General features: G+C 50.7%; 18 protein-coding genes and 1 CRISPR repeat array. Of the genes, 7 read left to right on the plus strand and 11 right to left on the minus strand.

The features are described from left to right. The first annotated feature begins 318 nt into the window (after positions 1-318). A CRISPR array of direct repeats spans positions 319-849; the repeat unit is 36 nt; unit sequence GTCTTAATCCCTTTAACAACAGGGCTGAATTACTAC. Between the two features lie 300 nt (positions 850-1,149). The 7 genes from ACYVJG_RS10930 to ACYVJG_RS10960 all read right to left on the minus strand — a co-directional run bounded on the left by ACYVJG_RS10930 (position 1,150) and on the right by ACYVJG_RS10960 (position 8,624). Next, positions 1,150-1,860 (minus strand): ABC transporter ATP-binding protein, encoded by a 711-nt coding sequence (locus tag ACYVJG_RS10930; protein WP_022652540.1) that lies wholly within the window; start codon positions 1,858-1,860, stop codon positions 1,150-1,152. Beyond that, positions 1,857-2,627, minus strand: coding sequence for an ABC transporter ATP-binding protein (locus ACYVJG_RS10935; RefSeq protein ID WP_460431081.1), 771 nt, complete (start codon positions 2,625-2,627; stop codon positions 1,857-1,859). Before ACYVJG_RS10935 ends, ACYVJG_RS10930 begins: the two co-directional genes overlap by 4 nt. A gap of 3 nt (positions 2,628-2,630) precedes the next feature. After that, entirely contained in the window at positions 2,631-3,746 is a 1,116-nt protein-coding gene (locus tag ACYVJG_RS10940) for an ABC transporter permease subunit (protein ID WP_022652542.1), read from the minus strand. A gap of 19 nt (positions 3,747-3,765) precedes the next feature. Continuing rightward, the gene (locus ACYVJG_RS10945) at positions 3,766-4,695 is read right to left on the minus strand and encodes a branched-chain amino acid ABC transporter permease (RefSeq protein WP_460431082.1); all 930 of its coding nucleotides are present in this window, start codon (positions 4,693-4,695) and stop codon (positions 3,766-3,768) included. 659 nt (positions 4,696-5,354) lie between these two features. Beyond that, positions 5,355-6,383, minus strand: a complete 1,029-nt coding sequence (gene astA, locus ACYVJG_RS10950; protein ID WP_460431083.1) for an arginine N-succinyltransferase — start codon at positions 6,381-6,383, stop codon at positions 5,355-5,357. Next, the gene (locus tag ACYVJG_RS10955; RefSeq protein ID WP_460431084.1) at positions 6,377-7,402 is read right to left on the minus strand and encodes an arginine N-succinyltransferase; all 1,026 of its coding nucleotides are present in this window, start codon (positions 7,400-7,402) and stop codon (positions 6,377-6,379) included. Before ACYVJG_RS10955 ends, astA begins: the two co-directional genes overlap by 7 nt. A gap of 4 nt (positions 7,403-7,406) precedes the next feature. Next, positions 7,407-8,624: an aspartate aminotransferase family protein gene (locus ACYVJG_RS10960; protein WP_460431085.1), complete on the minus strand. Its 1,218-nt coding sequence runs from the start codon at positions 8,622-8,624 to the stop codon at positions 7,407-7,409. Between the two features lie 357 nt (positions 8,625-8,981). Here ACYVJG_RS10960 and ACYVJG_RS10965 point away from each other — a divergent pair, with 357 nt between their 5' ends. Continuing rightward, complete coding sequence (locus ACYVJG_RS10965) at positions 8,982-10,493, plus strand: methyl-accepting chemotaxis protein (protein WP_460431086.1); 1,512 nt, start codon at positions 8,982-8,984, stop codon at positions 10,491-10,493. Here the strand turns inward: ACYVJG_RS10965 and ACYVJG_RS10970 are convergent. Both ACYVJG_RS10970 and ACYVJG_RS10975 read right to left on the minus strand, forming a co-directional pair. Beyond that, on the minus strand, positions 10,471-11,214 hold the full coding sequence (locus ACYVJG_RS10970) for a response regulator transcription factor (RefSeq protein ID WP_245556733.1): 744 nt from the start codon (positions 11,212-11,214) through the stop codon (positions 10,471-10,473). The two genes, ACYVJG_RS10965 and ACYVJG_RS10970, sit on opposite strands and share 23 nt — an antisense overlap. After that, positions 11,196-13,256, minus strand: a complete 2,061-nt coding sequence (locus ACYVJG_RS10975; RefSeq protein WP_460431087.1) for a PAS-domain containing protein — start codon at positions 13,254-13,256, stop codon at positions 11,196-11,198. The genes ACYVJG_RS10970 and ACYVJG_RS10975 overlap by 19 nt, the downstream gene beginning before the upstream one ends. Positions 13,257-13,420: 164 nt before the next feature. Between ACYVJG_RS10975 and ACYVJG_RS10980 the strand changes: the two genes are divergently transcribed. The 3 genes from ACYVJG_RS10980 (at position 13,421) to ACYVJG_RS10990 (ending at position 17,148) form a co-directional block, all read left to right on the plus strand. Next, positions 13,421-15,064 carry an acyl-CoA synthetase gene (locus ACYVJG_RS10980; RefSeq protein ID WP_460431088.1) on the plus strand — a complete coding sequence of 548 codons (1,644 nt, stop codon included), beginning with the start codon at positions 13,421-13,423 and terminating at the stop codon, positions 15,062-15,064. Positions 15,065-15,166: 102 nt separating this feature from the next. Continuing rightward, on the plus strand, positions 15,167-15,478 hold the full coding sequence (locus ACYVJG_RS10985; RefSeq protein ID WP_460431089.1) for a DUF485 domain-containing protein: 312 nt from the start codon (positions 15,167-15,169) through the stop codon (positions 15,476-15,478). Next, positions 15,475-17,148, plus strand: a complete 1,674-nt coding sequence (locus tag ACYVJG_RS10990; protein WP_022652552.1) for a cation acetate symporter — start codon at positions 15,475-15,477, stop codon at positions 17,146-17,148. Before ACYVJG_RS10985 ends, ACYVJG_RS10990 begins: the two co-directional genes overlap by 4 nt. Before the next feature lie 105 nt (positions 17,149-17,253). Here ACYVJG_RS10990 and ACYVJG_RS10995 read toward each other — a convergent pair whose 3' ends face one another. Continuing rightward, complete coding sequence (locus ACYVJG_RS10995) at positions 17,254-19,029, minus strand: extracellular solute-binding protein (RefSeq protein ID WP_460431103.1); 1,776 nt, start codon at positions 19,027-19,029, stop codon at positions 17,254-17,256. Positions 19,030-19,182: 153 nt separating this feature from the next. On the opposite strand from ACYVJG_RS10995, the gene fabI reads away from it, so the two are divergent. Further along, on the plus strand, positions 19,183-19,977 hold the full coding sequence (fabI, locus tag ACYVJG_RS11000) for an enoyl-ACP reductase FabI (protein WP_022652575.1): 795 nt from the start codon (positions 19,183-19,185) through the stop codon (positions 19,975-19,977). A 12-nt stretch (positions 19,978-19,989) separates the two neighbouring features. Here the strand turns inward: fabI and ACYVJG_RS11005 are convergent, their stop codons facing one another. Then, positions 19,990-20,889 (minus strand): LysR family transcriptional regulator, encoded by a 900-nt coding sequence (locus ACYVJG_RS11005; protein ID WP_022652576.1) that lies wholly within the window; start codon positions 20,887-20,889, stop codon positions 19,990-19,992. A gap of 168 nt (positions 20,890-21,057) precedes the next feature. Between ACYVJG_RS11005 and aceB the strand changes: the two genes are divergently transcribed. Together aceB and ACYVJG_RS11015 are read left to right on the plus strand one after the other, a co-directional pair. Continuing rightward, positions 21,058-22,653 carry a malate synthase A gene (gene aceB, locus ACYVJG_RS11010; RefSeq protein WP_460431090.1) on the plus strand — a complete coding sequence of 532 codons (1,596 nt, stop codon included), beginning with the start codon at positions 21,058-21,060 and terminating at the stop codon, positions 22,651-22,653. Positions 22,654-22,738: 85 nt separating this feature from the next. Continuing rightward, positions 22,739-25,192, plus strand: a complete 2,454-nt coding sequence (locus ACYVJG_RS11015; protein WP_460431091.1) for a heavy metal translocating P-type ATPase — start codon at positions 22,739-22,741, stop codon at positions 25,190-25,192. Positions 25,193-25,202: the final 10 nt, after the last annotated feature.

The following is a 25,202-nucleotide window of genomic DNA, read 5'->3' on the forward strand; positions in this document are numbered from 1 at the left end:
GGCGATGAGGTGAATCCGGGGGCTTAATCTACTTAACAAGGTCTGGCCTTAAGGGTGGGCTCAAGCTTCCACGGATTCGGGTGGTGATAGCTAATCACCACAAGAGACAAGATACAAGGGTGGGCACAGGATTTGTGCCCACCTAAATCGGCAATGCAAGGTGATTTATCTTTGAGAAATAACACGATTTAATTTATTCAAAATAGAAATAAAAAAAGCCCGTAATCGGGCTTTTTTTATTGTGTAAATCTTTATTTCGGTAGGGTGGGCACGGGGTTTTTGCTCACCCAATTCGGGCCATTAAGCGGTGGGCTGTTTGGCTTAATCCCTTTAACAACAGGGCTGAATTACTACGGAGGCAGTGGAAGAGGAAATCCGGCGCCATTACGTCTTAATCCCTTTAACAACAGGGCTGAATTACTACTAATGTAACACATGCACTGCAGCAAGCAAGTAACAGTCTTAATCCCTTTAACAACAGGGCTGAATTACTACAGATTGATCCAGCGTGGGGTGGTATCGTACTGGCCGTCTTAATCCCTTTAACAACAGGGCTGAATTACTACTATGCAACCGATTTGTGGTGGCATATAGCAATTGGTGTCTTAATCCCTTTAACAACAGGGCTGAATTACTACTAATAAACGATATGGATTTTGCGCTACTGCTTGTGTCTTAATCCCTTTAACAACAGGGCTGAATTACTACAAAGATGAGTAGTCAAGATGGGTTGCAGTGGTTTCTGTCTTAATCCCTTTAACAACAGGGCTGAATTACTACTATGGTCTCCTCGTGGAACGTGGCGAAATCACCGTCTTAATCCCTTTAACAACAGGGCTGAATTACTACCCTTCGCTCTGAATTTTCCTTACAAATCAAGGACTTCTAGAGGGGGTTACCAACTTTTTAAAGATCGAAAAAGCTGGGCCGTTAATTGCAGTTATTCCTACAACGCGGCACATTCATTAAATATAGCAACACCACAACAACAACACAAGAAAAAAATCACACCTGCACCAAACGATAACTTCGGCAGTGGACAAAAAAACCTGCCCACCCTTGGCTTAGCTGCCGGCCCCATCCGCCACCCAGACAAAAAAATGCCACCCCTCACAGGGTGGCACAAGTCTCGTGAACGGTTGTCGGTGTTTATTCGCCCAAATAGGCTTTTTTCACCGCATCACTGTGTAGTAATTCTTGTGCAGGGCCGGACATAGTAATTTTACCGGACTCCATCACATAACCTCGGTCGGAGACTTCTAACGCCAACTTCGCGTTTTGTTCAACCAGTAAAATGGTCACACCCTGCTGAGAAATCATTTTCACAATTTCAAAGATTTTTTGCACGATAATCGGTGCTAAACCCATCGAAGGTTCATCTAACAACAACAGCTTGGGTTTCGCCAAAATCGCACGTCCCATCGCTAACATCTGTTGTTCCCCGCCCGACAACGTCCCAGCCAACTGTTTATAGCGTTCTTTCAAGCGAGGAAAGAGCTCGTAAACATGCTCGATTTCTGCGTTGATAGCATTTGGGTCGTTGCGGTAAAACGCGCCCATCCGCAGGTTTTCTTCGACGGTTAGGCGTGAGAATACACCACGGCCCTCGGGCACCAAGGACAAACCTTTCGACACAAAATGATGCACCGGAATTTTCGTGCAGTCGTTGCCATCGTAGCTAATCGAACCTGACTTAGGCTTGACCAAACCCACTAAGGTTTTCAAAGTCGTGGTTTTACCTGCACCGTTGGCACCAATCAGCGTCACCAATTCGCCTTGCTCAATATGCAAGTCGATCCCTTTTACCGCTTGAATGCCACCGTAGGCAACTTCAAGCTTTTTCACTTCAAGCAGGCTCATGCGTGGGCAGCTCCCAAATAGGCCTCGATCACGCGAGGATTGTTTTTCACCTCGGCAGGCAAACCTTCGGCAATTTTCTTACCGTAGTCCAGCACCGCAATCCGGTCACATAAAGTCATCATTAACTTCACATCGTGTTCAATCAACAACAACGTGACGCCGGTGGCGCGGATTTTTTCCATCAACACCTGCAAGTCTTCTGTCTCACGCGGGTTCATGCCAGCAGCAGGCTCATCCAAGGCCAACAAAGTCGGCTCGGTGGCCAAAGCACGCGCAATCTCTAAACGCCGTTGGTGACCATAGCTGAGGTTTTTTGCCCGCTCATTGGCCACTTCGGAAATGCCAACATAGGCCAACAGCTCACGCGCCCGTTGTCGGATGGCTTTTTCTTCGTTGCGAGTTTTTTTATCCCGCAACATCGCACCCAACGCCCCAGCAAAAGTACGGACATGACGGCCGACCATCACATTTTCCAAAGCCGTCATTTCACCAAACAGACGGATATTTTGGAATGTCCGAGCGATCCCTGCTTCCACAATCACATGCGGTTTTTTGCAGAACAGGTCTTTACCGTTAAAAGTAAACACCCCTTCATCAGGCTGATACAGACCGGTTAGCACGTTAAACAAAGTGGTTTTACCCGCCCCATTCGGGCCAATCAAACCGTAAATCTCACCTTTGTTGATCGTCAGCCCAACATCGTTGAGCGCATGCAGACCACCGAAGCGTTTGTGAATACCTTCAATTTTAAGTAGTGCTTCTGCCATGATTTACCCCTTGATTCCTTCTTGACGTGCCTGAGAATCAACAGCAGGCAAATCTTCGTCGAGGGCATCGTGGAACTCAGCTGCCCGACGCTTATTCGGCCACAGGCCTTCTGGACGCAACAACATCACCAAAATCAGCGCTAAACCGAACAACAACATCCGTGCATTTTCTGGATCGATCAACATTTTGCCAAAAACAGCCATTTGGACTGGGCCAATCACATCACGCAGCAATTCTGGGGTAATGGTCAGCAAAATCGCGCCCAAAATCACACCCGGAATATGCCCCATCCCGCCCAAGACCACCATCGCCAACACCATGATCGACTCTAACAAGCCGAAGGATTCTGGTGACACGAAACCTTGGAAGCTGGCAAACAAACCACCGGCAATCCCACCAAACACCGCACCGAGGGCAAAAGCCAACAGTTTGATGTTGCGAATGTTAATCCCCATGGCAGAAGCTGCAATGTCATCTTCACGCAATGCCACCCATGCCCGACCGATGCGAGAGTGTTGCAAACGCGAACACACAATCACGGTTAAGACGCAGAGAATCAGGAACAAGTAGTAGTAGAGATACACCGAGTTAATTTTGGTACCAAACAGCTCAATCGATTTACCTAAGCTTACGCCGGCAATTTCAACAGGGGCGATCATATTCACCCCTTGTGGGCCGTTGGTAATGTTGATTGGTGCGTTGAGGTTATTCATAAAAATCCGAATAATTTCCCCAAAACCTAAGGTCACAATCGCCAAGTAGTCACCGCGTAGTTTTAATACCGGTGTCCCCAACATAATCCCCGCACATGCAGCAAGAAAGGCTCCCACGGGTAAGATGGTCCACCACGGTAAGAAGATACCGAAGTGTGGCGAGTTGAGCAGCGCATAGGTATAAGCCCCCACCGCATAGAAAGCGATAAACCCTAAATCAAGCAGGCCAGCAAAACCGACCACGATATTCAGGCCCAACGCCAGCATGATATACAGCAGGGCAAAATCGAGGGTACGGACCCAAGAATTCCCCAATGTCCCGCCGACAATAAAGGGTAGGCAGGCCAAACCAATCGCTGCCAAGCCGAAAACGGCCAGTTGTTTTACCTTGTTGACTTGTGTCATCTGTCTGTCTCCCAGTCAATCAAGCACGTTCGGCCACGCGTTCGCCCAATAAACCAGACGGACGGAACACCAACACTAAAATCAATACCATAAAGGCAAAGATGTCTTGATAGTGGCTGCCGAGGAAACCACCGGTTAAATCACCGATATAACCCGCGCCCAACGACTCAATCACCCCTAACAGAATGCCACCCACGACGGCACCACCAAGGTTGCCAATCCCACCTAACACCGCAGCAGTAAACGCTTTCAGACCAATCAAGAAGCCCATGTGCGAGTGTGCTTGGTCGTAGTTTGCCGCGACCATCACGCCAGCAATCGCGCCTAAACCGGCGCCAATCACAAAGGTCATCGAAATCACGGTGTTGACATTGACCCCCATCAAGCCAGCCACCGCTGGGTTTTGGCTGGTAGCACGCATGGCACGGCCAAGCTTGGTTTTTTCTACCATCAGCAACAAGCCAATCATGATGGCAATGGCCAAGAAGATAATGACGACTTGCAACACGGTAATCGAGGCACCAAAGATATTGACGCTATCGTGAGGCAACAAGGGAGGGAATGGGATGTAGTTACGACCCCAAATTAAGATGGCCAAGTTCTGCAACACAATCGATAGACCAATCGCCGTAATCAGCGGTGCTAAGCGCGGTGCATTACGCAATGGCCGATAGGCGACCCGTTCGATGGTGAAACCCAGCAACATACACACCGGAATTGCCACCATGAGGGCCAACAACACCATCACTGCCCCCGGTAAATCAACACCGGCATTGGCTAAAACACCCAATACGGTAATCGTTACCATGGCACCAATCATCGTCACTTCACCATGGGCAAAATTGATCAAGCCCATAATGCCGTACACCATGGTGTACCCAAGCGCAATCAGCGCATAAATACTGCCGAGCACCAGCCCATTCAGTATCTGTTGTAGAAAGATATCCACAGCAGGAACTCTCCTTTGCATGGGGTTAAACTTTGTCGAGCAACAAAGTTAAGCAAGGACAGGTCAGAAATTACACACCTCGTGACCCCGTCTTTTTTATTTGAAAAACCGCTTGAGCGGCATGGGGCGGATTATGGTTTTGACTGCCCACCCTGTCAACGCAATAAAAAAATTATTTGCTGCAGTTACGCTAACAGACTGGGGTTTTACACTACCTTAGCGCAGTTTTATGGAAAATTCCCCTATTTTTTCACTATTTTGCAATGTCGCAGCGCACAATAATCTGGCATAAAACATGCCCCAAAACAGGGAAACGCAGCACTGTTTTGCAACGCAATCTGCAGAATGTGAATATTTTTTTAAACGCGAGGAAAAGCCCTGTCACCCTATTGTTTTACTCGAAAAGGCCAACAATAGCTGTAGAGAAAATGGCATTTTTTCTGTCATAGCAGAAAAAATATTCCATAAATTGCATAAAAAGGGCAGAGCATGACCAAGAAAGCCGAAAATTATTTCGTCATGCCAAATTTGAGAAAGGTCAACGTAAAGTCTGCAAAATCATCGTTGAGAATCTTAAACAGTTTGAGTAGGAGACAACCGTGGGATGATTTCAGGATGCACTGCACCGAAATGGCGCAGCGCTGGTGATCACATCTATTTCACCGCACAGGCACTGGACAGGCCCGCACGGTATCGCCCACTTGTCGTAATAACGCTGCAGCCACACCGGATGTCAGCTCAATTTCTTGCCGCTCGTGATAACAGACAGCCGAAGCAAGCACCGCCCGAAACTGTTGATCCATCGTATTGCTCAGAAGATAGGGCGTAGCGGTTGCAGCAAGTTGTTCAACCACCCGCAATTGATAACACCGACTGGCAGCAATGGTACGAATGTGCTCAGTCGCAGCCACCAGCGTTGGCCCACCATCAAAAATATCGACGTAGCCTTGTTGCACAAACCCTTCATCACGCAACAGCGCTTCTGCTAACACCGTATCGGGATGCGTTTGCGCCAGCACTGCTTGAGCTTCAGCAGGCAGAAAATCCAGATAAACAGGATATTTCGGCATCATTTCTGCCACAAAAGCTTTGTGGCCGAGTCCTGTTAAACGATCCGCTTCGGCAAACTCAATTTGGAAAAAATGACGGCCTAGGCCTTCCCAAAAGGGAGAACGCCCTTGGCTATCACACACGCCGCGCAATTCAGAAATCACCCGAGAGGGAAAGCGGTCGATAAATTGTGCAATGAACAAAAATCGCGCCCGTGATAACAAAGCACCGAACCCTTGGCCTCGGACACTCGGATCGAGATACAGTGAGCACAATTCAGCACAGCCGGTGTAGTCATTTGATAGGAATAAACTTTGGTGTTGGCTCCAAATCCCTAAAGCAGGGGAAGCGTGTACCATCGTGCCAATCCGATAGTGATAACACGGCGCATCCAAACCCACCGCGCCACGAATCGCGCTGATCCCCAAGACTTGTTGCCGCGATTGATCTTCTAGCACGAATAAATAGTCGGCTTCGGCCAAGGGACTATTACCGGCAAACGCACGCTGTGATGCAGTAATCCGTTGAGCAAGACGCGTTTCATCCACCGGCAAGGAAGTCACCCCCACCCCTGCGGCTGCCGCAAAGCGTAGCAAGACGGCAAGATCGGTTTCGGCAATTGGGCGCAGCACTAACATAACGATTCATCCACAGATAAAGCACTCACCACTTCCCCCTCGCGTAGCCCCAGTGCCGCGCATGTCTCTGCTGGGAGATACAGTTTATTGGCTTCGACCATACCGGCGGTGACGGTGGCGCGAAACTCGGCTGTGGCCGTGTTAGCTAGGAGATAAGGTTGGAAATGCGGTGATGAGGGGGGGGCTTGACGCACAAAATAGCGTTTTGCCGCTGCGATTGAACGGACATGATCGGTGCGTGCAACCAAAGTCGGGGCACCATCAAAAATGGCCAAATAATCTTCATCTTCAAAACCTTCTGCCATCAGAATCGACCACGGTAATTCAGCATCAGGATGAATTTGTCCAATCACATGCTGGGCAGCATCAGGTAACAAACTGACATATATTGGATAGCTGGGCATTAACTCAGCAACAAAGGTTTTACTACGTGTGGCAACCAAATGCTGCGCTTGGGCGTAATCCATATGGAAAAACTTGCGCCCAATCGCTTCCCAAAATGGTGATATCCCTTTTTCATCACTCCACCCCACCATTTCTGCAATCAAACGCCGCGCAAAACGCTCGCGGTGTTGTGCGATAAACAATAAGCGTGCTCGCGACAACAGTTGTGCCGCATAAGGATGGGCGTGATAGGCAGGTTCTAAAAAGAAGGCACATAACTGGCTTTCGCCAGATAAATCATGACATAACGTTAAAGCGTGAATTTTATTGTGGACATCCAAGCTGGCGGAGGCATGGATAAGGGTTTCGTTACGATAGCTATAAAATGGCTCCGAAAACCCAGCCGCCGCCGCAATCGCCGCCGTCCCACACAACCGGCCTTCATCCTCCAACACAAATTGATAAAACTCGGTGCCATAGGTTGCCACATCGGTTTCAAACGAACGCACAGATAAACAAATGCGTTCGAATAAGGTATCTCTTTGATCGGGAAGATTGGTGACGCCCACCCCACTATCGTGAGCCATGCGTTCGATAGCAGGCAGGTCGGACACCCGTACCGGGCGAATGATCATCGCATTACCCTTGTTGAGCCACAAAACGAGCCAATGCACGATCCAAGCGTGCTAAGCCTTCATCAATGTCGGCATCGTCAATCACCAGCGAAGGGGCAAAACGCAACACATTCATCCCCGCCACCAACACAATCAACAATTCTTCTTCTGCTGCTTGCATCAGGGCTTTGGCTTGATTTTGATAACGCTCATTCATCACCGCCCCCAACAACAGCCCCAAACCGCGCACTTCGGCAAAGACTTGATAACGGGTATTTAACGCTTCCAGCCCCGCCACTAAACGCTGATGTTTGGCTTTCACACCGGCGAGAGTGGACGGGGTATTGATTACATCCAACACCCGTTCTGCTACGGCACATGCCAAAGGATTGCCGCCATAGGTAGTACCGTGCGAGCCCACGCCAAAACTGGCCGCCACTTTTGCGGTACTTAAAATGGCCCCAATCGGGAAACCACCGCCCAACGACTTAGCCGAGGACAAAATATCGGGAGTCACGCCATATTCCATATAGGCGAACAACGAGCCTGAACGCCCCATCCCTGTTTGCACCTCATCAAAAATCAGCAAAGCCTGATGACGGTCGGCAATTTCACGGGCAGCTGCTAAAAATTCACGCTGGGCTGGCAAAACACCGCCTTCACCCTGCACCGGCTCCACAATAATGGCGCAGGTATTGTCGTTGACGGCGGCTTCGAGCGCGACAATGTCGTTATAAGGAATGTGCTCAATGCCAGATGGGGCAGGGGCGAATCCTTCAACATACTTTGGCTGTCCACCGGTCGAGACCGTGAATAAGGTTCGGCCATGAAATGAATTGAGGGTAGAGACAATATGGTGCTTATGTGGCCCAAAATGGTCGTGGGCATATTTACGCGCCAATTTCAAAGCAGCTTCGTTTGCCTCGGCACCGGAATTGCAGAAAAACACTTTTTCAGCAAAGGTCGCCGCCACCAATTTGCTGGCTAAACGCAGCGCCGGTTCGTTAGTCATCACATTCGAGACATGCCATAACTGTTGTGCTTGTTCTGTTAAGGCCTCGACTAAAGCGGGGTGGCAATGGCCAAGAGAGTTCACTGCAATGCCGCCGGCAAAATCCACAAATTCACGCCCTGCTTGATCCCACAGACGCGCGCCACGCCCGCGCACCGGAATAAAGGCGGCAGGGGCATAGTTGGGAAACATCACTTCATCAAAGGTGGCGCGGGTGATCGCAGCAGACATCACAGTTCCTTTTCAATATTCAGTCGAAAAACACAGGCTAACAAAAACAGATTGCAATTGTTGATTTTGCAACAGAACCGCCAGCTTAGGCGACAACTTTCACCGGCAAGTTTCATTGCCGCACGCAAACCGCGTGAGATTGGCAGGACAAATTATTTTTTTAGCATGACCCAACCCCCAGCAAAAAAAGCTATTGGGATTTTTTGCAAAGCAGCAAATCCCTGTCTTTACAAATATTTATCGCCCAACGCTTGACGCAAAACAAAATAAAACATACGTTTGAACCCCTCAATTCACCGTCGAGTGAAATAACGCATTAGGCAACACCCCATACTAATAACGAGAGGAAAACATCGTATGCAGCAACGCCCATCACCGACAGAATGGTTTATCCCAGAACACATACGGCAACAACCCGAACAAATGATCCGCGCCCGCACCACTGTGGGCGTGGCACTTTTAGCTGGCACGATTGCCCCTCTCTTTGCCTTGTCCTATTTCAAACTGCAGCATCCAGCGATGGGGTGGGGGATTGTATTAGGCGGGGCGTTGATGTTTGTGATGGCGTTTTTCTTACGCCTCAGTGGTGCGGTAACCGTTGTGGGCTATGCCGTCAGTGCTGTGATGTTTGGCATGGTGACATGGATGGTGTATGTCAACGGTGGCATTTTATCGACCAGCATCGTGTGGTATGCCTGTGTGCCGGTCGCAGCCACCTTTGTGTCAGGACGGCGAGCCGGCATGATTTGGGCGCTGTTGAGCTTTCTTTGCATTGGTTTGTTTTTATTTTTACACGGCCAAGCCGATGCCTTGCCCCATAGCCCGATTGCGGTGGAGCGGATTCCAGAGCTGCAAGCAAAGTCACTGATTGGGCTGATTTTGGTGGTGTTGGCGCTGAGTTTGGCATTCGATAGTGCAAAAACCCGTGGGTTTGCCAAGTTGGAAATTGCCCGCGAACAAGCAGAAACCGCCAGACAACAGGTCAGCGAGATGCTGACACAATTAACCCGTTCGGTGCGCTCGGCCAGCCGCGAAAGCAAAGAGATTGCAGATTCCACGCATTTCATGGTGCAAACCATGGAGGCGCAAAGTGCGCGCACGCAAGGCATGGTGGTCACCGTACAACAAATGTCCACCCTTGCCGGCCAAACCGCTGGTCAATCCGAAGAAGCAGCACAAACCGCCCGTTCAGCCGGAGAAGAAGCCACGGACGGCGGCAATATTATGAATCAAGCGGTATATCGACTTGATGAAGCACAACAGGCAATTTTATTGTCTTCGCAAGCAATTGAAGAATTAGGGCGGCGTTCGAGCGAGATTCGCGGCATTATCGAAATGATTAACGAGATTGCCGAACAAACGAATTTGCTGGCCTTAAATGCAGCGATTGAAGCGGCCCGCGCCGGTGAAGCTGGGCGCGGTTTTGCGGTGGTAGCCGATGAAGTCCGCAAATTGGCCGAGCGTACCCAAGGTGCAACGCAAGACATTACTCAGCGCATTAACCTCATCACCAGCGGCACAGAATCAGCCCTCAACGCCATCCGACAGGGTTCTAGCCGGATGGCTGATGGCACCGAACATACGCGACAGGCACAACAGCGGTTGGAACAAATTATTCGTGGCGCGCAACAGATTGCCCGTATGTTAGGCCGTGCAGCGGAAGCCAATAAAACACAATCGGCAGGTTTCGATACCTTTAGCCATGACATCACTGATTTTGGTCAGGCCACGCTCGCCTTATCATCCGAAACCGCCTCGATTGCACGTTCTATCGCTCGTTTAGACAAACTGATGACCGAGTTGGGCGAATTTGTACGGCGTTTGGATGCAGAACGTGAGGACGAAGTTATTCCCACGTCACGGTACTGACAAACAAATAGCCAGCGCCATAGACGGTTTTAATTAAGCGCGGATTGTGGGTGTCATCGCCTAATTTACGGCGCAAACGCGAAATCCGCACATCAATACTGCGGTCAAACGGGGACATATCGTTTTGACCGAGTAATTGTTCACGCGGCAACACACGGTTTGGACGCTCGAGAAAACGCTGTAGCATTTGCCCTTCGCTGGCACTGATGGATTTTTTACTGCCATCCGGTGCAAACAAGGTATAGCTCTCGGGGTCGTAGCGCCAGCCAGAAAAACACGCAATTCGCGTATTGTCTGGCCCTAATTCTGCCGCTTGTTCACAACGCCGCAGGATGCTTCGCAAACGCGCCACCAATTCGCGGGGTTCAAACGGTTTCATTACATAGTCATCCGCGCCGATTTCCAAGCCCATGACGCGATCTCCGACATGACCTCGTCCGGTCAAAATCATCACGCCACAGCGGGTTTTCGCCCGTAGCTGACGCACGATTTCCATGCCGTCCATATCTGGCAAACCGAGGTCGATAATGCACAAATCGGGGGTCGCCGTCCGTAAGCGGCGGAACAGTTCGCTGCCGGTGCGGAAACACTCGCACTTGAATTGATAGTCGCGCAAGATGGTGGCGATTAAACGCGCCACCGACATATCGTCTTCTACCAGAAAAATCAATTTTTCCTGTCGAGTGGTGGTTTCCATAGCGGTTAAAGGGGTCGTTGACACATTATTACCTCATCCAGGACCTGTGATAACTGCTCCTGGGTAAACGGTTTTTCAAGAATAGGGACAGCCTGCAAGCTGGGATGCGAGACATTCGAACCCGCCGCATGACCACTCATCAACACCACCCGCAAATGCGGACGATGACGACGCGCAAAATCTGCCAAGGTGCGGCCATTCAGTTGGCCGGGCATCACCACATCTGACAGCAGCAGACCAATTTCAGCGATATTTTCCACCATTGCGGCGGCTTCATCACCATTTTCTGCCTCAAGGACAGGATAGCCCAAGCCAGTCAGTTGCAAACGCACAATCCGCCGCACTTCAGGATCGTCCTCGGTTAACAGCACCAAAGGTTTGTCACGGCCACCCGCCCGACCGCTGAAATTCAAGCGTCCAGTCGGCACCGACTCCTCATCAGCGCAAGGCAAGAACAGCGATACCACCGTGCCTTTGCCCAATTGGCTATCGAGGCGAATACCGCCGCCAGATTGCTGCACAAAACCATACACCATCGCCAGCCCCAAGCCACTGCCCGAGCCAAAACGCTTGGTCGTAAAAAAGGGCTCGAACACGCGCATTTGGATGGTGGGGTCTATCCCAGTGCCGTTATCACGCACCGAAATGCGGATATATTCCCCCACCTGCATCTGGCAATCTTGCGCTTCTTCTTCGGTCAGTGGATGGCGAGTAGCTTCAATTAACAATTCGCCACCTTCAGGCATCGCATCACGGGCATTGAGCACCAAATTAAGGATGGCGCTTTCCAGTTGATGCGGGTCAACCGTGGCATATAGCGGTGTCTCACCCAGTGCCGTGTTCATGGTGATATTTTCCGGCAACGAACGCCGCAATAATTTCATCATGCCAAGAATCAAACCGCCGATTTGTACGGTTTTGGGTTCGAGTGGCTGTTGTCGCGAGAAAGACAATAAACGCTTAATCAGCTCGACGCCGCGCTCGGCAGCATGGAGCGCAGGCTCTAAAAATTCGGTCACTTGTGGGTCTTGCCCACAACGATTTTGTAACTCGGCCAAGTTACCAATCACCACCGTCAACATATTGTTAAAGTCGTGCGCCAGCCCACCGGCCAGTTGCCCCACGGCTTCCATTTTCTGCGCTTGAACCAAGGCAGCTTGTGTATGTTTTTGCTCAGTAATGTCAAATGACAGCACAAAACACCCTAACACCTTCCCCTCTGGTGAGACCTCGGGCACCAAGGTGCTGCGGGCAAAAATGGTGCTGCCGTCCTCTTTTTCCATCGAATATTCATACGTGACGCGCTCCCCAGTCAGCGCCTGTTCAACATAACTTTTGACGGCGGCATAGAACTTAATCCCGAGCGCCGCTTCGATATGGTGGCCTACGATGTGCTCATTACGGCGACCAAACCAATCAGCGTAGCCGCGATTGGCATAGCGATAGACTTGTTCATGGTCAAAATAGGCAATCAGAGCCGGAATGGTATCGGTCATCAGCCGCAATCGTTCCTCACTGCGTTGCAATGCAGCAGTCATTTGACTGTTGATTTCACTGGCTTCGCGCAAGCGCGCATTGGCCGCTTCAAGTTCAGCCGTTCGCCGCCGCACACTGTCTTCGAGTTGAGCATGATGTTGTTGTACCACTTGCTCTAAAGCGCGCTGTTCTGTGATGTCGGTATATAACGTGATGTAACCAAGTTCGGGCAAAAACTCGCCATGTAGCTTCAAAATACGCCCATTTGGCCGCACCCATTCGGTTTGATCGGTTAATACTGCCCGTGCTTGCTCCACAATCAGCCGCACCCGCTGTTCAGCATCGCCTTCGCCATATTCTCCATGCAGTGCGTTATGACGAATAAACGCTTCAAACGGTGTTCCCACTTTTGGCAGCGACTCGGGGAAGTCTAAAAGCTGTAAAAAGCGACGATTCCACGCCATTAAGCGTAGATCTGTATCGAACAGCGTCAGACCCTGATCTAGCCAATCTAAGCCCACCAGTAAATGCTCATGGAGATGAGTTTGGGGTTCGTTAGCCGAAGGGGCTGGACGGACGCTTTCAGTCATAGAAAACCTCATACAATAAAGACCGCGCTGCGCAAAAAGCAGGCGCATAGTGAACTAAAAACACCACAAAATGGTGCACTGCAAACATTCGTTACGATTGGTACAAAGTTTTGCAAATTGTTCCATGAATTATGAACGGATAAAAACCAAATGAAGGAGAACTCATGCAAGCGGCTAACCCCTATCAAATCGGTTTGGACAAAACCCCTGCTAATCACGTTTCTTTGTCGCCTCTGACGTTTTTAGAGCGCGCAGCAACAGTTTATCCAAATACCATTTCCGTCATTCACGGCGATCAGCGTTTTACTTGGCAAGAAACTTATGCCCGCTGCCGTCGTCTGGCTTCTGCTTTACAACAACGCGGCATCGGTAAAGGGGATACCGTTGCGGTGATGTTACCTAACATCCCAGCCATGGTTGAATGTCATTTTGGCATCCCTATGACCGGTGCGGTGCTCAACACCCTCAACACCCGCTTAGATGCCGAGGCGATTGCCTTTATGCTCAAGCATGGTGAAGCCAAGGTATTGATTACCGACCGCGAATTCTCTGACACCATCGCCGGTGCATTGAAATTGTTGGAACAGCCTCCGCTGGTGATTGATGTCGATGATGTCGTTTACACCGGCAGCGGTAAATGCTTAGGTGAAATCGAATACGAAGCCTTCATTGCTACAGGCGATGCCAATTTTGCTTGGGGTATGCCAGCCGACGAGTGGGAAGCGATTGCCCTGAACTACACCTCGGGCACCACCGGCAACCCGAAAGGTGTGGTTTACCACCATCGCGGCGCGTATTTGAACGCGGTTTGTAACATCTTGGAATGGGGCATGCCACGCCATGCGGTGTATCTGTGGACGCTGCCGATGTTCCATTGCAATGGCTGGTGCTTCCCGTGGACGATGGCAGCCAATGTTGGCACCAATGTTTGCTTACGCCGTATTGATGCCCGCGCCATCTTTGATCTGATCAAAGAACACAAAGTGACGCACTACTGTGCCGCCCCGATTGTTCACAATTTGCTGATCAATGCCCCTGCTGATTGCAAAGAAGGCATTGAACACAGTGTGAATTGCTTGGTCGCCGGCGCTGCACCACCCTCGTCGGTGATTGAAGGCATGGAAAAACTGGGTTTCAACATCACCCACGTTTACGGTCTGACTGAAACCTATGGCCCTGCTTCGGTGTGCGCTAAACATCCAGAGTGGGACAACCTCACCTTGGCTGATCGCACCGAGAAAAATGGCCGTCAAGGCGTGCGCTATTCGATGCAAGATGGCATGACCGTCATGGATCCTAACACCATGACCGAAGTGCCACATGATGGCGAAACCATGGGCGAAATTATGTTCCGTGGTAATTTGGTGATGAAGGGTTATCTGAAAAACCCCGATGCTACCAATGAATCTTTAGCCGGCGGCTGGTTCCATACCGGTGACTTGGCGGTGATTCAGCCTGATGGCTACATCAAAATTAAAGACCGTTCCAAAGACGTGATTATCTCGGGTGGTGAGAACATTTCTTCGATTGAAGTGGAAGATGTGTTGTGCCGCTATCCCGGCGTGATTACAGCGGCGGTGGTTGCCTTGCCAGATCCAAAATGGGGTGAAGTGCCTTGCGCCTTCGTTGAATTAGCCGAAGGCTTAGAGGGCAATGAACAAGCGGTGATCGAGTATTGCCGTGAACACCTCGCTCGCTTCAAAGTGCCAAAACAAATTCACTTTGGCCCAATTCCCAAAACCTCGACCGGTAAGATTCAGAAGTTCCTGCTGCGCCAACAGGTGAAGTCGGCCTCTGCCATCGAGTAATCGTATTACCCCCTGTTTCACCTACCCCATCAACCTGCACAACGGGTTGATTGGGGTAGTTTCACCCAGAAAAACCTAAAAACGTATCGAGAAGGATGAAATATGAGCAAAGACCTATATCAACGCATGCGCGACAACCCGCGCTTTAATGAGTTGGTCACTAAACGTTCACGCCTCGCTTGGGGTCTCGCTATTCTGACCTTGGTGATTTACTACACCTATATGATGCTGGTCGCATTTAACCCTAAAGTGTTACACGCTACCTTATCCGAAGGCGGCATGTTGACAGTAGGTGTGCCAGCCGGTGCTTTTATTATCTTTATCACTTGGGCCATGACCGGTTATTACGTCTGGCGTGCAAACACCGAGTTTGACTCCCTCAACGAAGAAATCGTGAAGGAGGCTAAAAAATGAAAAAATTTGTTTCCGGTTTAACAGGCGTTGCCCTGAGCTTGGCAACCACTTTAGCCATCGCTGGCCCTGCAGCGAGTGGCGTAGTAGAAAAACAGCCATTGAACATTCACGCCATCGTGATGTTCTTTATCTTCGTGCTCGGCACCTTGGCCATCACTTGGTGGGCGGCGAGTAAGACACAATCGACCTCCGATTTCTACACGGCAGGCGGTGGTATCACTGGCTTCCAGAATGGTTTGGCGATTGCGGGTGACTATATGTCCGCAGCCACTTTGTTGGGTCTGTCCAGCTTGGTGTTCTCTAAAGGCTATGACGGCTTTATCTATACCGTTGGCTTCTTCGTCGGCTGGCCGATCATCACCTTCCTGATGGCGGAACGTCTGCGTAACTTGGGTCGTTTTACCTTTGCTGATATTGCTTCCTATCGCCTCGACCAAACCAAAATTCGGACTTTTGCTGCATTTGGTTCGCTGACTGTGGTGTGTTTCTATCTGATCGTACAGATGGTGGGTGCGGGTCAGCTGATTCAGTTGCTGTTCGGTCTGGATTACCCTATCGCTGTGGTGGTAGTGGGTGTCTTGATGCTGGTGTATGTGATTTTCGGCGGCATGATTGCAACCACTTGGGTGCAAATCATTAAAGCGGTGTTGTTGTTGGTGGGTGGTACTACGCTGGCAGCGTTGGCAATGAGCGAGTTTGGTTTCAGCTACGAAACACTGGCACAACAGGCTGTTGAAACACACAAAGATGGCTTCAAAATGATGGGCCCAGGCCCAATGTTGGCCGACCCAATCAATGCCGCATCGATGTCCTTGGGCTTGGTGTTTGGTATTGCTGGTTTGCCACACATCATGATGCGTTTCTTCACGGTGCCAAACGCTAAAGAAGCACGTAAATCGGTGTTCTACGCAACAGGTTTCATCGGTTTCTTCTTCTTGGTGGTATGTACCATTGGTTTTGCTGCAATCGTGATGATCGGTAAAGATCCACAATACTTTGTCGGTGGTGAGCTGGGCGGCAAGTTGATCGGTGGTGGCAACATGGTTGCAATGCACATGGCGAAAGCGGTGGGCGGCAACTTGTTCTTAGGTTTCTTGTCTGCGGTGGCGTTTGCAACGATTTTGGCTGTGGTGGCAGGTTTGGCCTTGGCTGGTGCATCGGCAGTGTCGCATGACTTGTATGCAACCGTGATCAAAAAAGGTAAAGCCAACGAGAAAGACGAACTGAAAGTATCGCGTATCGCGACTATCGTGTTGGGCTTGATTGCTGTGGTGTTGGGTATTCTGTTCGAGAAGATGAACGTTGCATTCTTGGTCGGTTTGACCTTCGGTGTAGCGGCTTCGACTAACTTCCCAATCTTGTTGTTGTCGATGTACTGGAAACCATTGACCACTCGCGGCGCTTTGGCCGGTGGTTTTGTGGGTCTGATCTCGGCGGTGTCTTTCGTGGTGTTGTCGAAGTCGGTGTGGGTGACTGTGTTGGGTAACGAAGCAGAAATCTTCCCATACGAACACCCAGCTTTGTTCTCCATGCCGCTGGCCTTCTTGGTCACTATGGTAGTGTCGCTGTTGGATAATTCGCATCAAGCCACTGAAGAACGTGCTCGTTTCGACGATCAATTCGTTCGTGCACAGACTGGTGTAGGTGCTGCAGCTGCATCGAACCACTAATTATTAGTGTAGTTGTATTAAAGAAAGGCCAACAGTTCGCTGTTGGCCTTTTTGTTTGAGGGAAGAATCGGTGTATCCCCCTTTTATCGCGTGTTACCGTTTGCCCTATCTCTCAGGTTTTTGCCACCAAGTATGAATCATCCACTCCTGCGCCTGATAATACAAAGGCAGTTGTTGGGGATAGGCAAATTTATCCCACCATGCCACGCGATGGGTAGCCAAGTGCCAATTAGGTACCAGCAAATACTCTGCCCGTAACACCCGATCTAACGCCCGTGAAGCGGTGACCAATTCATTGCGGTCACGGAATGACACAAAATGATCTAACAAACGCTCTAAAGCCGGATGTTTCACCCCCGCTAAATTCAACGAACCCAACTGATCGGCGCTGGCTGTGGAAAAATAATCGCGCAACTCATTCCCCGGCGACAACGACATCCCATACACCGCCACCGTCATATCAAAATCAAACTGATTGAGCTTTTGTTGATAAATACTCGAATCCACCGTGCGGATAGCCAGCTCAATCCCCAAACGGGCAAGGTTGCGTTGATATGGCGCGACAATCCGCTCATAGGTTTTAGAAAAGGTTAAAAACTCAAAACGGAATGGCCGTCCTTGTGCATCAACCAATTTGCCTTCAGGGGACAACAACCAGCCGGCCTCAAACAATAACTGCCGCGCCTGCAGCAGATTATTTCGCAAGGCAAACGCATCTGGCGAAGCCGGTAAGGTGACGGCAGGGCCAAACACCGCAGCAGGCAGATGTTCACGCAAGGGATTGAGCAAAGCCAATTCAGCGGCCGAGGGTGTGCCCTGTGCCGCTAATTCGCTATTGGAAAAATAACTTTGGCTGCGGCGATATTGGCCATAAAACAGCTGTCGATTGGCCCAATCGAAATCAAACGCCAAAGCCAAAGCCTGCCGCACGCGCCGATCGGCAAATACCGCACGGCGTTGGTTCATCACAAACCCCTGCATCCCCGTCGGGTTTTGGTTGGGGAAGGTGTGTTTCAAAATCCGCTTTTCATCAAAAGCCGCGCCGCGATACGAACGTGCCCATGTTTTAGCGATATTTTCTGCGACCACATCAAACTCACCTGCCTTAAATGCCTCCAGACGCACAGTGTCATCTAATAGATAGCGAAAGCGGATGCGGTCAAAGTTAAACATGCCACGCCGCACTGGGTGATTTTTCGCCCAATAGTGGGGATTCTTTTTAAATTCGCTGTTTTTCCCAAGTTGATATTTCGTCAACAGATAGGGCCCTGAAGCCAAAGGCGGGGTTAGAGGCTGTTTACCGAGTTGCCCTTGCCCACCCCAACGGCGAGAAAACACCGGCAATTCGGCAATAATCATGTGCAATTCGGCATTGCGACGTTTGAAATCGAAACGGATGTGGCGTTTATCTAACACCACCGCTTGTTTGATATCGCTCCAATAGGCGCGAAAGCGCGGATGGGCGGCAGGGTCTTGGGTTAGGGTGTCGAAACTGTGTTTGACATCCGCCGCTTCAACTACCGAACCATCGCTAAACCGTGCAGCGGCATTCAAGCGAAACGTGACCGACAAGCCATCTTCTGCCAAAGCAATGTCTTCTGCCAACAAACCATAAACAGTAAAAGGCTCATCCCATGATTTTTCTGCCAGCGAATCAAATAACAGCATGGCAATACCGGCTTCTTTGTCGCCTTTCAAGGTAAAAGGATTGAGGGTGTCAAAACCGCCAAGGGCAGGTAAAGTCAGCGTGCCACCTTGTGGTGCCGTGGGATTCACATAGTCAAAATGGGAAAAATGCGGTGGATATTTCGGTGTGTAGCCCAAAGCAACCGCTGGCGCACTCCATGCCGCAGGGCTCACTATCAGGCCAATCACCAGCATCCACCACGCTATGACGTGGCCGATTGGCTGCTTCAGCCACAGCTTTACAGATAGCGACATAAATAAATCCGTTGAAAATCGGTGGTCGGATTATAAGACCGGCCATCGGGGTGCGCTATAATCAGAAAATTTACCACCTCAAAAGGTACAAACATGGGTTTCCTCGCAGGCAAGAAGATTCTAATTACTGGTCTTTTATCCAATCGCTCAATTGCTTATGGCATCGCCGCTGCCTGTCGGCGTGAAGGGGCGGAATTGGCATTCACCTATGTCAACGACAAACTGAAAGAGCGAGTCGAAAAGATGGCGCGCGAAGATTTCGGCAGCGATATTTTGCTGAAATGTGATGTGCAAAACGACGCTGAAATTGAACAAGTGTTTACCGATTTGGCCACCCATTGGGATGGTTTAGATGGGTTGGTGCACGCTATCGCCTTTGCGCCAAGCGAATCGCTGAAAGGTGATTTCCTCGATAGTCTGTCGCGTGAGGCTTTCCAAGTGGCCCATGAAGTGTCCTCGTATAGCTTCCCCGCCCTTGCCAAAGCCGCACGTCCGATGATGCAAGGCCGCCAAGCGTCGTTATTGACCCTAAGCTATCTCGGTGCAGTACGGGCAATTCCACACTACAACGTAATGGGTTTGGCAAAAGCCAGTTTAGAAGCCAGCGTACGCTTTACCGCCGCCTCTTTAGGCCGTGATGGTATTCGCGTTAATGGCATTTCCGCCGGCCCCATCAAAACATTGGCCGCCGCCGGTATCTCGGGCTTTGGTAAATTGCTGAAAATGGCAGCGGATAATTCCCCGCTGCATCGCAATGTGACCATTGAAGAAGTCGGCAATGCTGCGGCTTTCTTGCTGTCTGACTTGTCGTCTGGCATCACCGGCGAAATCACCTATGTCGATGGTGGTTACAGCATCAATGCCTTAAATGTGCCAGAAGAAGCCTAACCCACGCTGCGGCTAGGGCCAATAATTGGCTTGGCCGTAGATGGTTTTTAGGTGATCGACAAAACGCCGCACCCGTTCCGGTAAAAACTTACGTTGTGGCAACACAGCATAAATCGGATATTCGGGTGAGGCGTAAGCGTCCAACACGGTCACCAACCGTCCTTCGGCCAAATCTGCCCGCACCTCCCACAACGACCGCCACGCCAAACCAAACCCTGCCACCGCCCAATCGTGTAACACCGCACCATCATTACATTCCAATAGGCCAGAAATTTTGAGTGTTTCTAAGCGGCCATCAATACGAAAAATCCACCCTCGGCTTTGACTGCCGCCGCCTAAAGATAAACAACGGTGATGGGCCAAATCTGCAGGCGTTTTGGGAATACCATGCTGGGCCAAATAAGCAGGGCTGGCCACCACTACCCGTCGATTGTCAGCCAAGCGCACCGCAACTTGGGTTGAATCGGCCAACTCACTGATGCGAATCGCACAATCAATCCCCTCGGCCACTAAATCCACAATTCGATCCGTTAGGCTCAACGTCACTTTGACATCTGGGTGTTGCTGTTGAAAGCTGGCGATATGGGGTGCGACATGGCGGCGGCCAAAACCAGCAGGGGCAGAAATACGCAAGTGGCCACGCATTCGACTATGCCCCGACGCCAACGCCGCTTCAGCCTCGTTGAGCTCGTTCAAAATACGCTGGCACTCTTCAAAAAAAGCACTGCCTTCTTGCGTCAAGGTGACACGGCGCGTGGTACGCACCAAGAGCTTGACCCCTAAACGCTCTTCTAGGGCATCAAGGCGGCGGCCAATCATCGCCGCCACTACCCCTTCATGTCGCGCTGCAGCAGAGAGACTGCCCTGATTCACCACATTGACAAAGCTAGTTAACTGCTTGAGCTGGTCCATTACCACACAAAAAGTAAAATATAAAATGCCATTTTAGTGCTTTCTTTCCAAGAGTCCAGTCACTACAATGCTGCAACACAATATAAATTTCCCATTCAGGGAATCTCACTGGCGCAAACAATGCGGCTCTTTGGCTGCTGTGTTGCAGAATCTAAAAAGGAAAAATAGATGGCTGTTACTCTTCCCGAAGGCGTAGAAATCCTCGCCGCTGTTCCTGCTGCTTATGAAGAGATTTTGACCACTGATGCCTTAGCATTTGTGGCCAAATTACACCGCAAGTTTGAAGCCCGTCGCCGCGAATTGCTGGCTGCTCGTGTCACACGCCAAGCAGCCTTAGACGCCGGCAAATTGCCCGACTTTTTGCCAGAAACCGCCGACGTGCGCGCGGGTGATTGGAAAATTGCCCCGCTGCCAGCCGATTTGCTCGACCGCCGCGTTGAAATCACTGGCCCTGTTGAACGCAAAATGATGATTAACGCGCTCAACTCTGGCGCGAAAAGCTTCATGGCCGATTTTGAAGATTCCAACTGCCCAAGCTGGGAAAACCAAATCGACGGTCAGCTCAATGTGCGCGATGCCTATCGCAAAACCATCAGTTTTGTCAGCCCAGAAGGCAAACAATACAAACTGAATGACAGCATCGCCACCCTGATTCTGCGTCCACGCGGTTGGCACTTGATGGAAAAACACATCACTGTCGATGGTGAAATCGTTTCTGGTTCGCTGTTTGACTTTGGTTTGTCGTTCTTCCACAACATCCATTATCTGGTGGACAACGGCCGCGCTACGTATTACTACCTGCCGAAGATGGAAAGCCATCTCGAAGCGCGTCTGTGGAACGATGTCTTCGTGTTCGCGCAAAATGAACTGAACATCCCACAAGGCACCATCAAAGCTACCGTGTTGATTGAAACCATCTTGGCCGCCTTCGAGATGGACGAAATTCTGTATGAATTGCGTGAACACAGCTCTGGTTTGAATGCAGGTCGTTGGGACTACATCTTTAGCTGCATCAAGAAATTCAAGTCGAACAAAGACTTCTGCTTGGCCAACCGTGGTGCGATCACCATGACAGTGCCGTTTATGCGTGCTTATGCCCTGTTGTTGCTGAAAACTTGCCACAAGCGCAATGCCCCAGCTATCGGCGGTATGGCAGCGTTGATCCCGATTAAAAACGATCCCGTGGCCAACGAAAAAGCCTTGGGTGGCGTGAAAGCGGACAAAGACCGCGATGCAGGTGATGGTTATGACGGTGGTTGGGTGGCGCACCCGGGCTTAGTGCCGGTGGCAATGGAAGCCTTCACCGCGGTGTTGGGTGATCGTCCGAACCAAATCGACAAACAACGCGATGATGTCAATGTGACAGCCGCTGATTTGCTCAACTTCCAACCTGAAACCCCCATTACCGAAGCCGGTATAAAACTGAATATCGACGTGGGTATTCAATACCTCGGCTCTTGGATTTCTGGTAATGGTTGTGTGCCAATTCACAACTTGATGGAAGATGCGGCAACCGCAGAAATTTCCCGCGCACAAATTTGGCAATGGATCCGCAGCCCGAAAGGGGTGTTGGAAGATGGCCGCAAAGTGACACAAGAACTGTTCTTACAATTCCATGCTGAAGTGGTCGCTGATCTGAAAGCGAAACTGGGTGCGGGATGGACAAAGCAATATGAAGACGCCGCCGCGATGTTTGCCCAACTGACCAGCAGCGATGACTTTGTTGAATTCTTAACCCTGCCAGGTTACGACTACCTCGACTAATTTGGTATTGCATCAGAATTGACCCTGTTTTGGCCCACTTCGCGTGGGCCGTTTTTTTGCGCGCTTTTCGGTTAGAATCGCAAGCATGTCAGATTCCTGCTTCCATTGCGGCTTGCCTGTTCCGGCAGATGCCGATTATCCGGTTCGCTACCGCGAGCATACCCACCGAGCCTGCTGTGCAGGTTGCCAAGCGGTGGCTCACTCTATTATTGAAAGCGGTTTAGGCGATTATTATCAACACCGACAGCAACAGGCGGGTAAGGTACAAGCCTTGCCAGAAGAATGGCTAGAACGACTTAAGCTGTATGACCAAAGCGACGTACAAGCCAGCTTTGTCCGCCAAGAAAACAGCGAGGACAGCAACGCGGATATTCGCGAAGCAGCGCTGATTTTAGAAGGCATCACCTGTGCCGCCTGCATCTGGCTGAATGAACAACATCTCAAACGGCTGGATGGGGTGTTATCGGTTGAAATTAACTACAGCAGCCATCGTGCCCGTGTCCGCTGGGACAATCGGCGGTTGGTGTTGTCAGATATTTTGCAAGCCATCAGCGCCATCGGTTATCGCGCCCATCCCTACGACAGCGAACGTCAAGAACAGCTGGCACAAAAAAATCGTAAAAGTGCCATCAATCGGCTATGGGTTGCAGGGTTGTCGATGATGCAAGTGATGATGTATGCCGTACCAGTTTATATCGCACAAGATGGTGAAATCGCCTTTGAATACCTGTGGTTATTACATTGGGCCAGTTTTGCCTTAACCCTGCCGGTGGTGGTGTATTCGGCGTGGCCGTTTTATCAAGGCACATGGCGCGACTTAAAAGCCAAACGGGTTGGCATGGATACCCCAGTCAGCATTGCGGTCTTGGTCACCTTTATTGCCTCAAGCTATGCCCTGCTTAGCCGCACCGAACACGGTATTTATTTCGACTCGGTGTCGATGTTCGTCTTTTTATTACTGGGTGGTCGCTATTTAGAAGGCATGGCACGCCGCCGCGCTGGTGCGGCAACCGAAAGTCTGGTCAAACTTGTCCCCGCTTTCGCCCATCGCCTACCCGAATGGCCGCAGCCACACAGCCAAGAAACCACGGTCGCCAGCCTACGCATTGATGATGTGGTGTTGGTAAAAGCCGGTGAGACCATTCCTGTCGATGGCATCATCGTGCAAGGCCACAGCCGCTTAAACGAGGCCTTATTAACGGGTGAAAGCCAAGCGATTGCGCGTCAAGAAGGCGAAGCGGTGATTGCTGGTACGTTAAACCTAGACAGCCCGTTATGTATTCGCACCACACACACCGGCCAAAACACCCGCCTTGCCGCCATTGTGCGTTTGCTCGATCATGCACTTGCTGAAAAACCCCGCCTTGCGGTACTGGCCGACCGTTTTGCCGCATGGTTTATCAGTGTTTTGTTGGTGGTCGCGGTATTGACCTTTGTTTGGTGGTGGCAACGTGATGCCGAACAAGCGTTATGGATTACCGTGGCGGTATTGGTGGTGTCTTGTCCCTGTGCGCTGTCACTTGCGACACCGGCAGCCCTTGCGGCTGCCACCGGCACTTTAGCGCAACGGGGAATTTTAATTGCCCGAGGCCATACGCTCGAAACCCTGCCACAGATCACCGATGTGGTCTTTGATAAAACTGGCACCCTGACCTATGGCACACCACAGGTGCTCAGCCAATATCTGTTTTCACCAGACAATGACGCCATCCACCGCCTTGTCGCTGGCCTCGAAGCACAATCGGAACATCCACTGGCCAAAGCGCTATTGCAGCATGTTGGCGCAGTCGAAGCAGCCACTTTTTTAGAGGTCACCAATCGGGTCGGCAGTGGTTTAGAAGGCTACAGCGCTGAGGGTGATTGCCTGCGTTTAGGTACGTTGTCTTATATCAGTGAGTTGTGTGGTCCGATGCCAAACACCGCATGGGATGCCCCCGCCCACGCCACGGTGGTGGCCTTAGGCAGTCAATTACAAGGGTGGCTAGCGGTGTATGCGCTGGGTGATGAAGTACGCGATGACGCCGCGCCAATGTTGCAACAGTTACAGCAACAAGGTTTGCAGTTACATCTGTTGTCGGGTGATCGCCAAAGTGCAGTTGCCGCCTTAGCCGAGCAACTCGGTATCAGCACATGGCACGCCGAAGCCACGCCAGAACGCAAACTCGATTATGTTGCCCAATTACAGCAACAACAGAAACGGGTGTTAATGGTCGGTGATGGGGTCAATGATGCGCCGGTATTGGCCAAGGCAGATGTGTCATTGGCGATGGGCAATGGCACGGATGTCGCCCGCGCCAGCGCCGACATGATTTTGCCGGGGGAACAACTGACCGCGCTACCCGCTGCATTGCACTTAGCGCGGCAAACACGACAGATTGTGCGACAAAATCTATGGTGGGCAGTGGGATATAACCTATTGGCTTTGCCGCTGGCAGTATCGGGTTATTTAACGCCGTGGCTTGCCAGTTTGGGGATGGCGTGTAGTTCATTATTGGTAGTAGGTAATGCTTTGCGGCTATTACAACGCAAGCCCCGCTAAACAAGAAAGA

Source organism: Aquaspirillum soli (assembly GCF_054781915.1).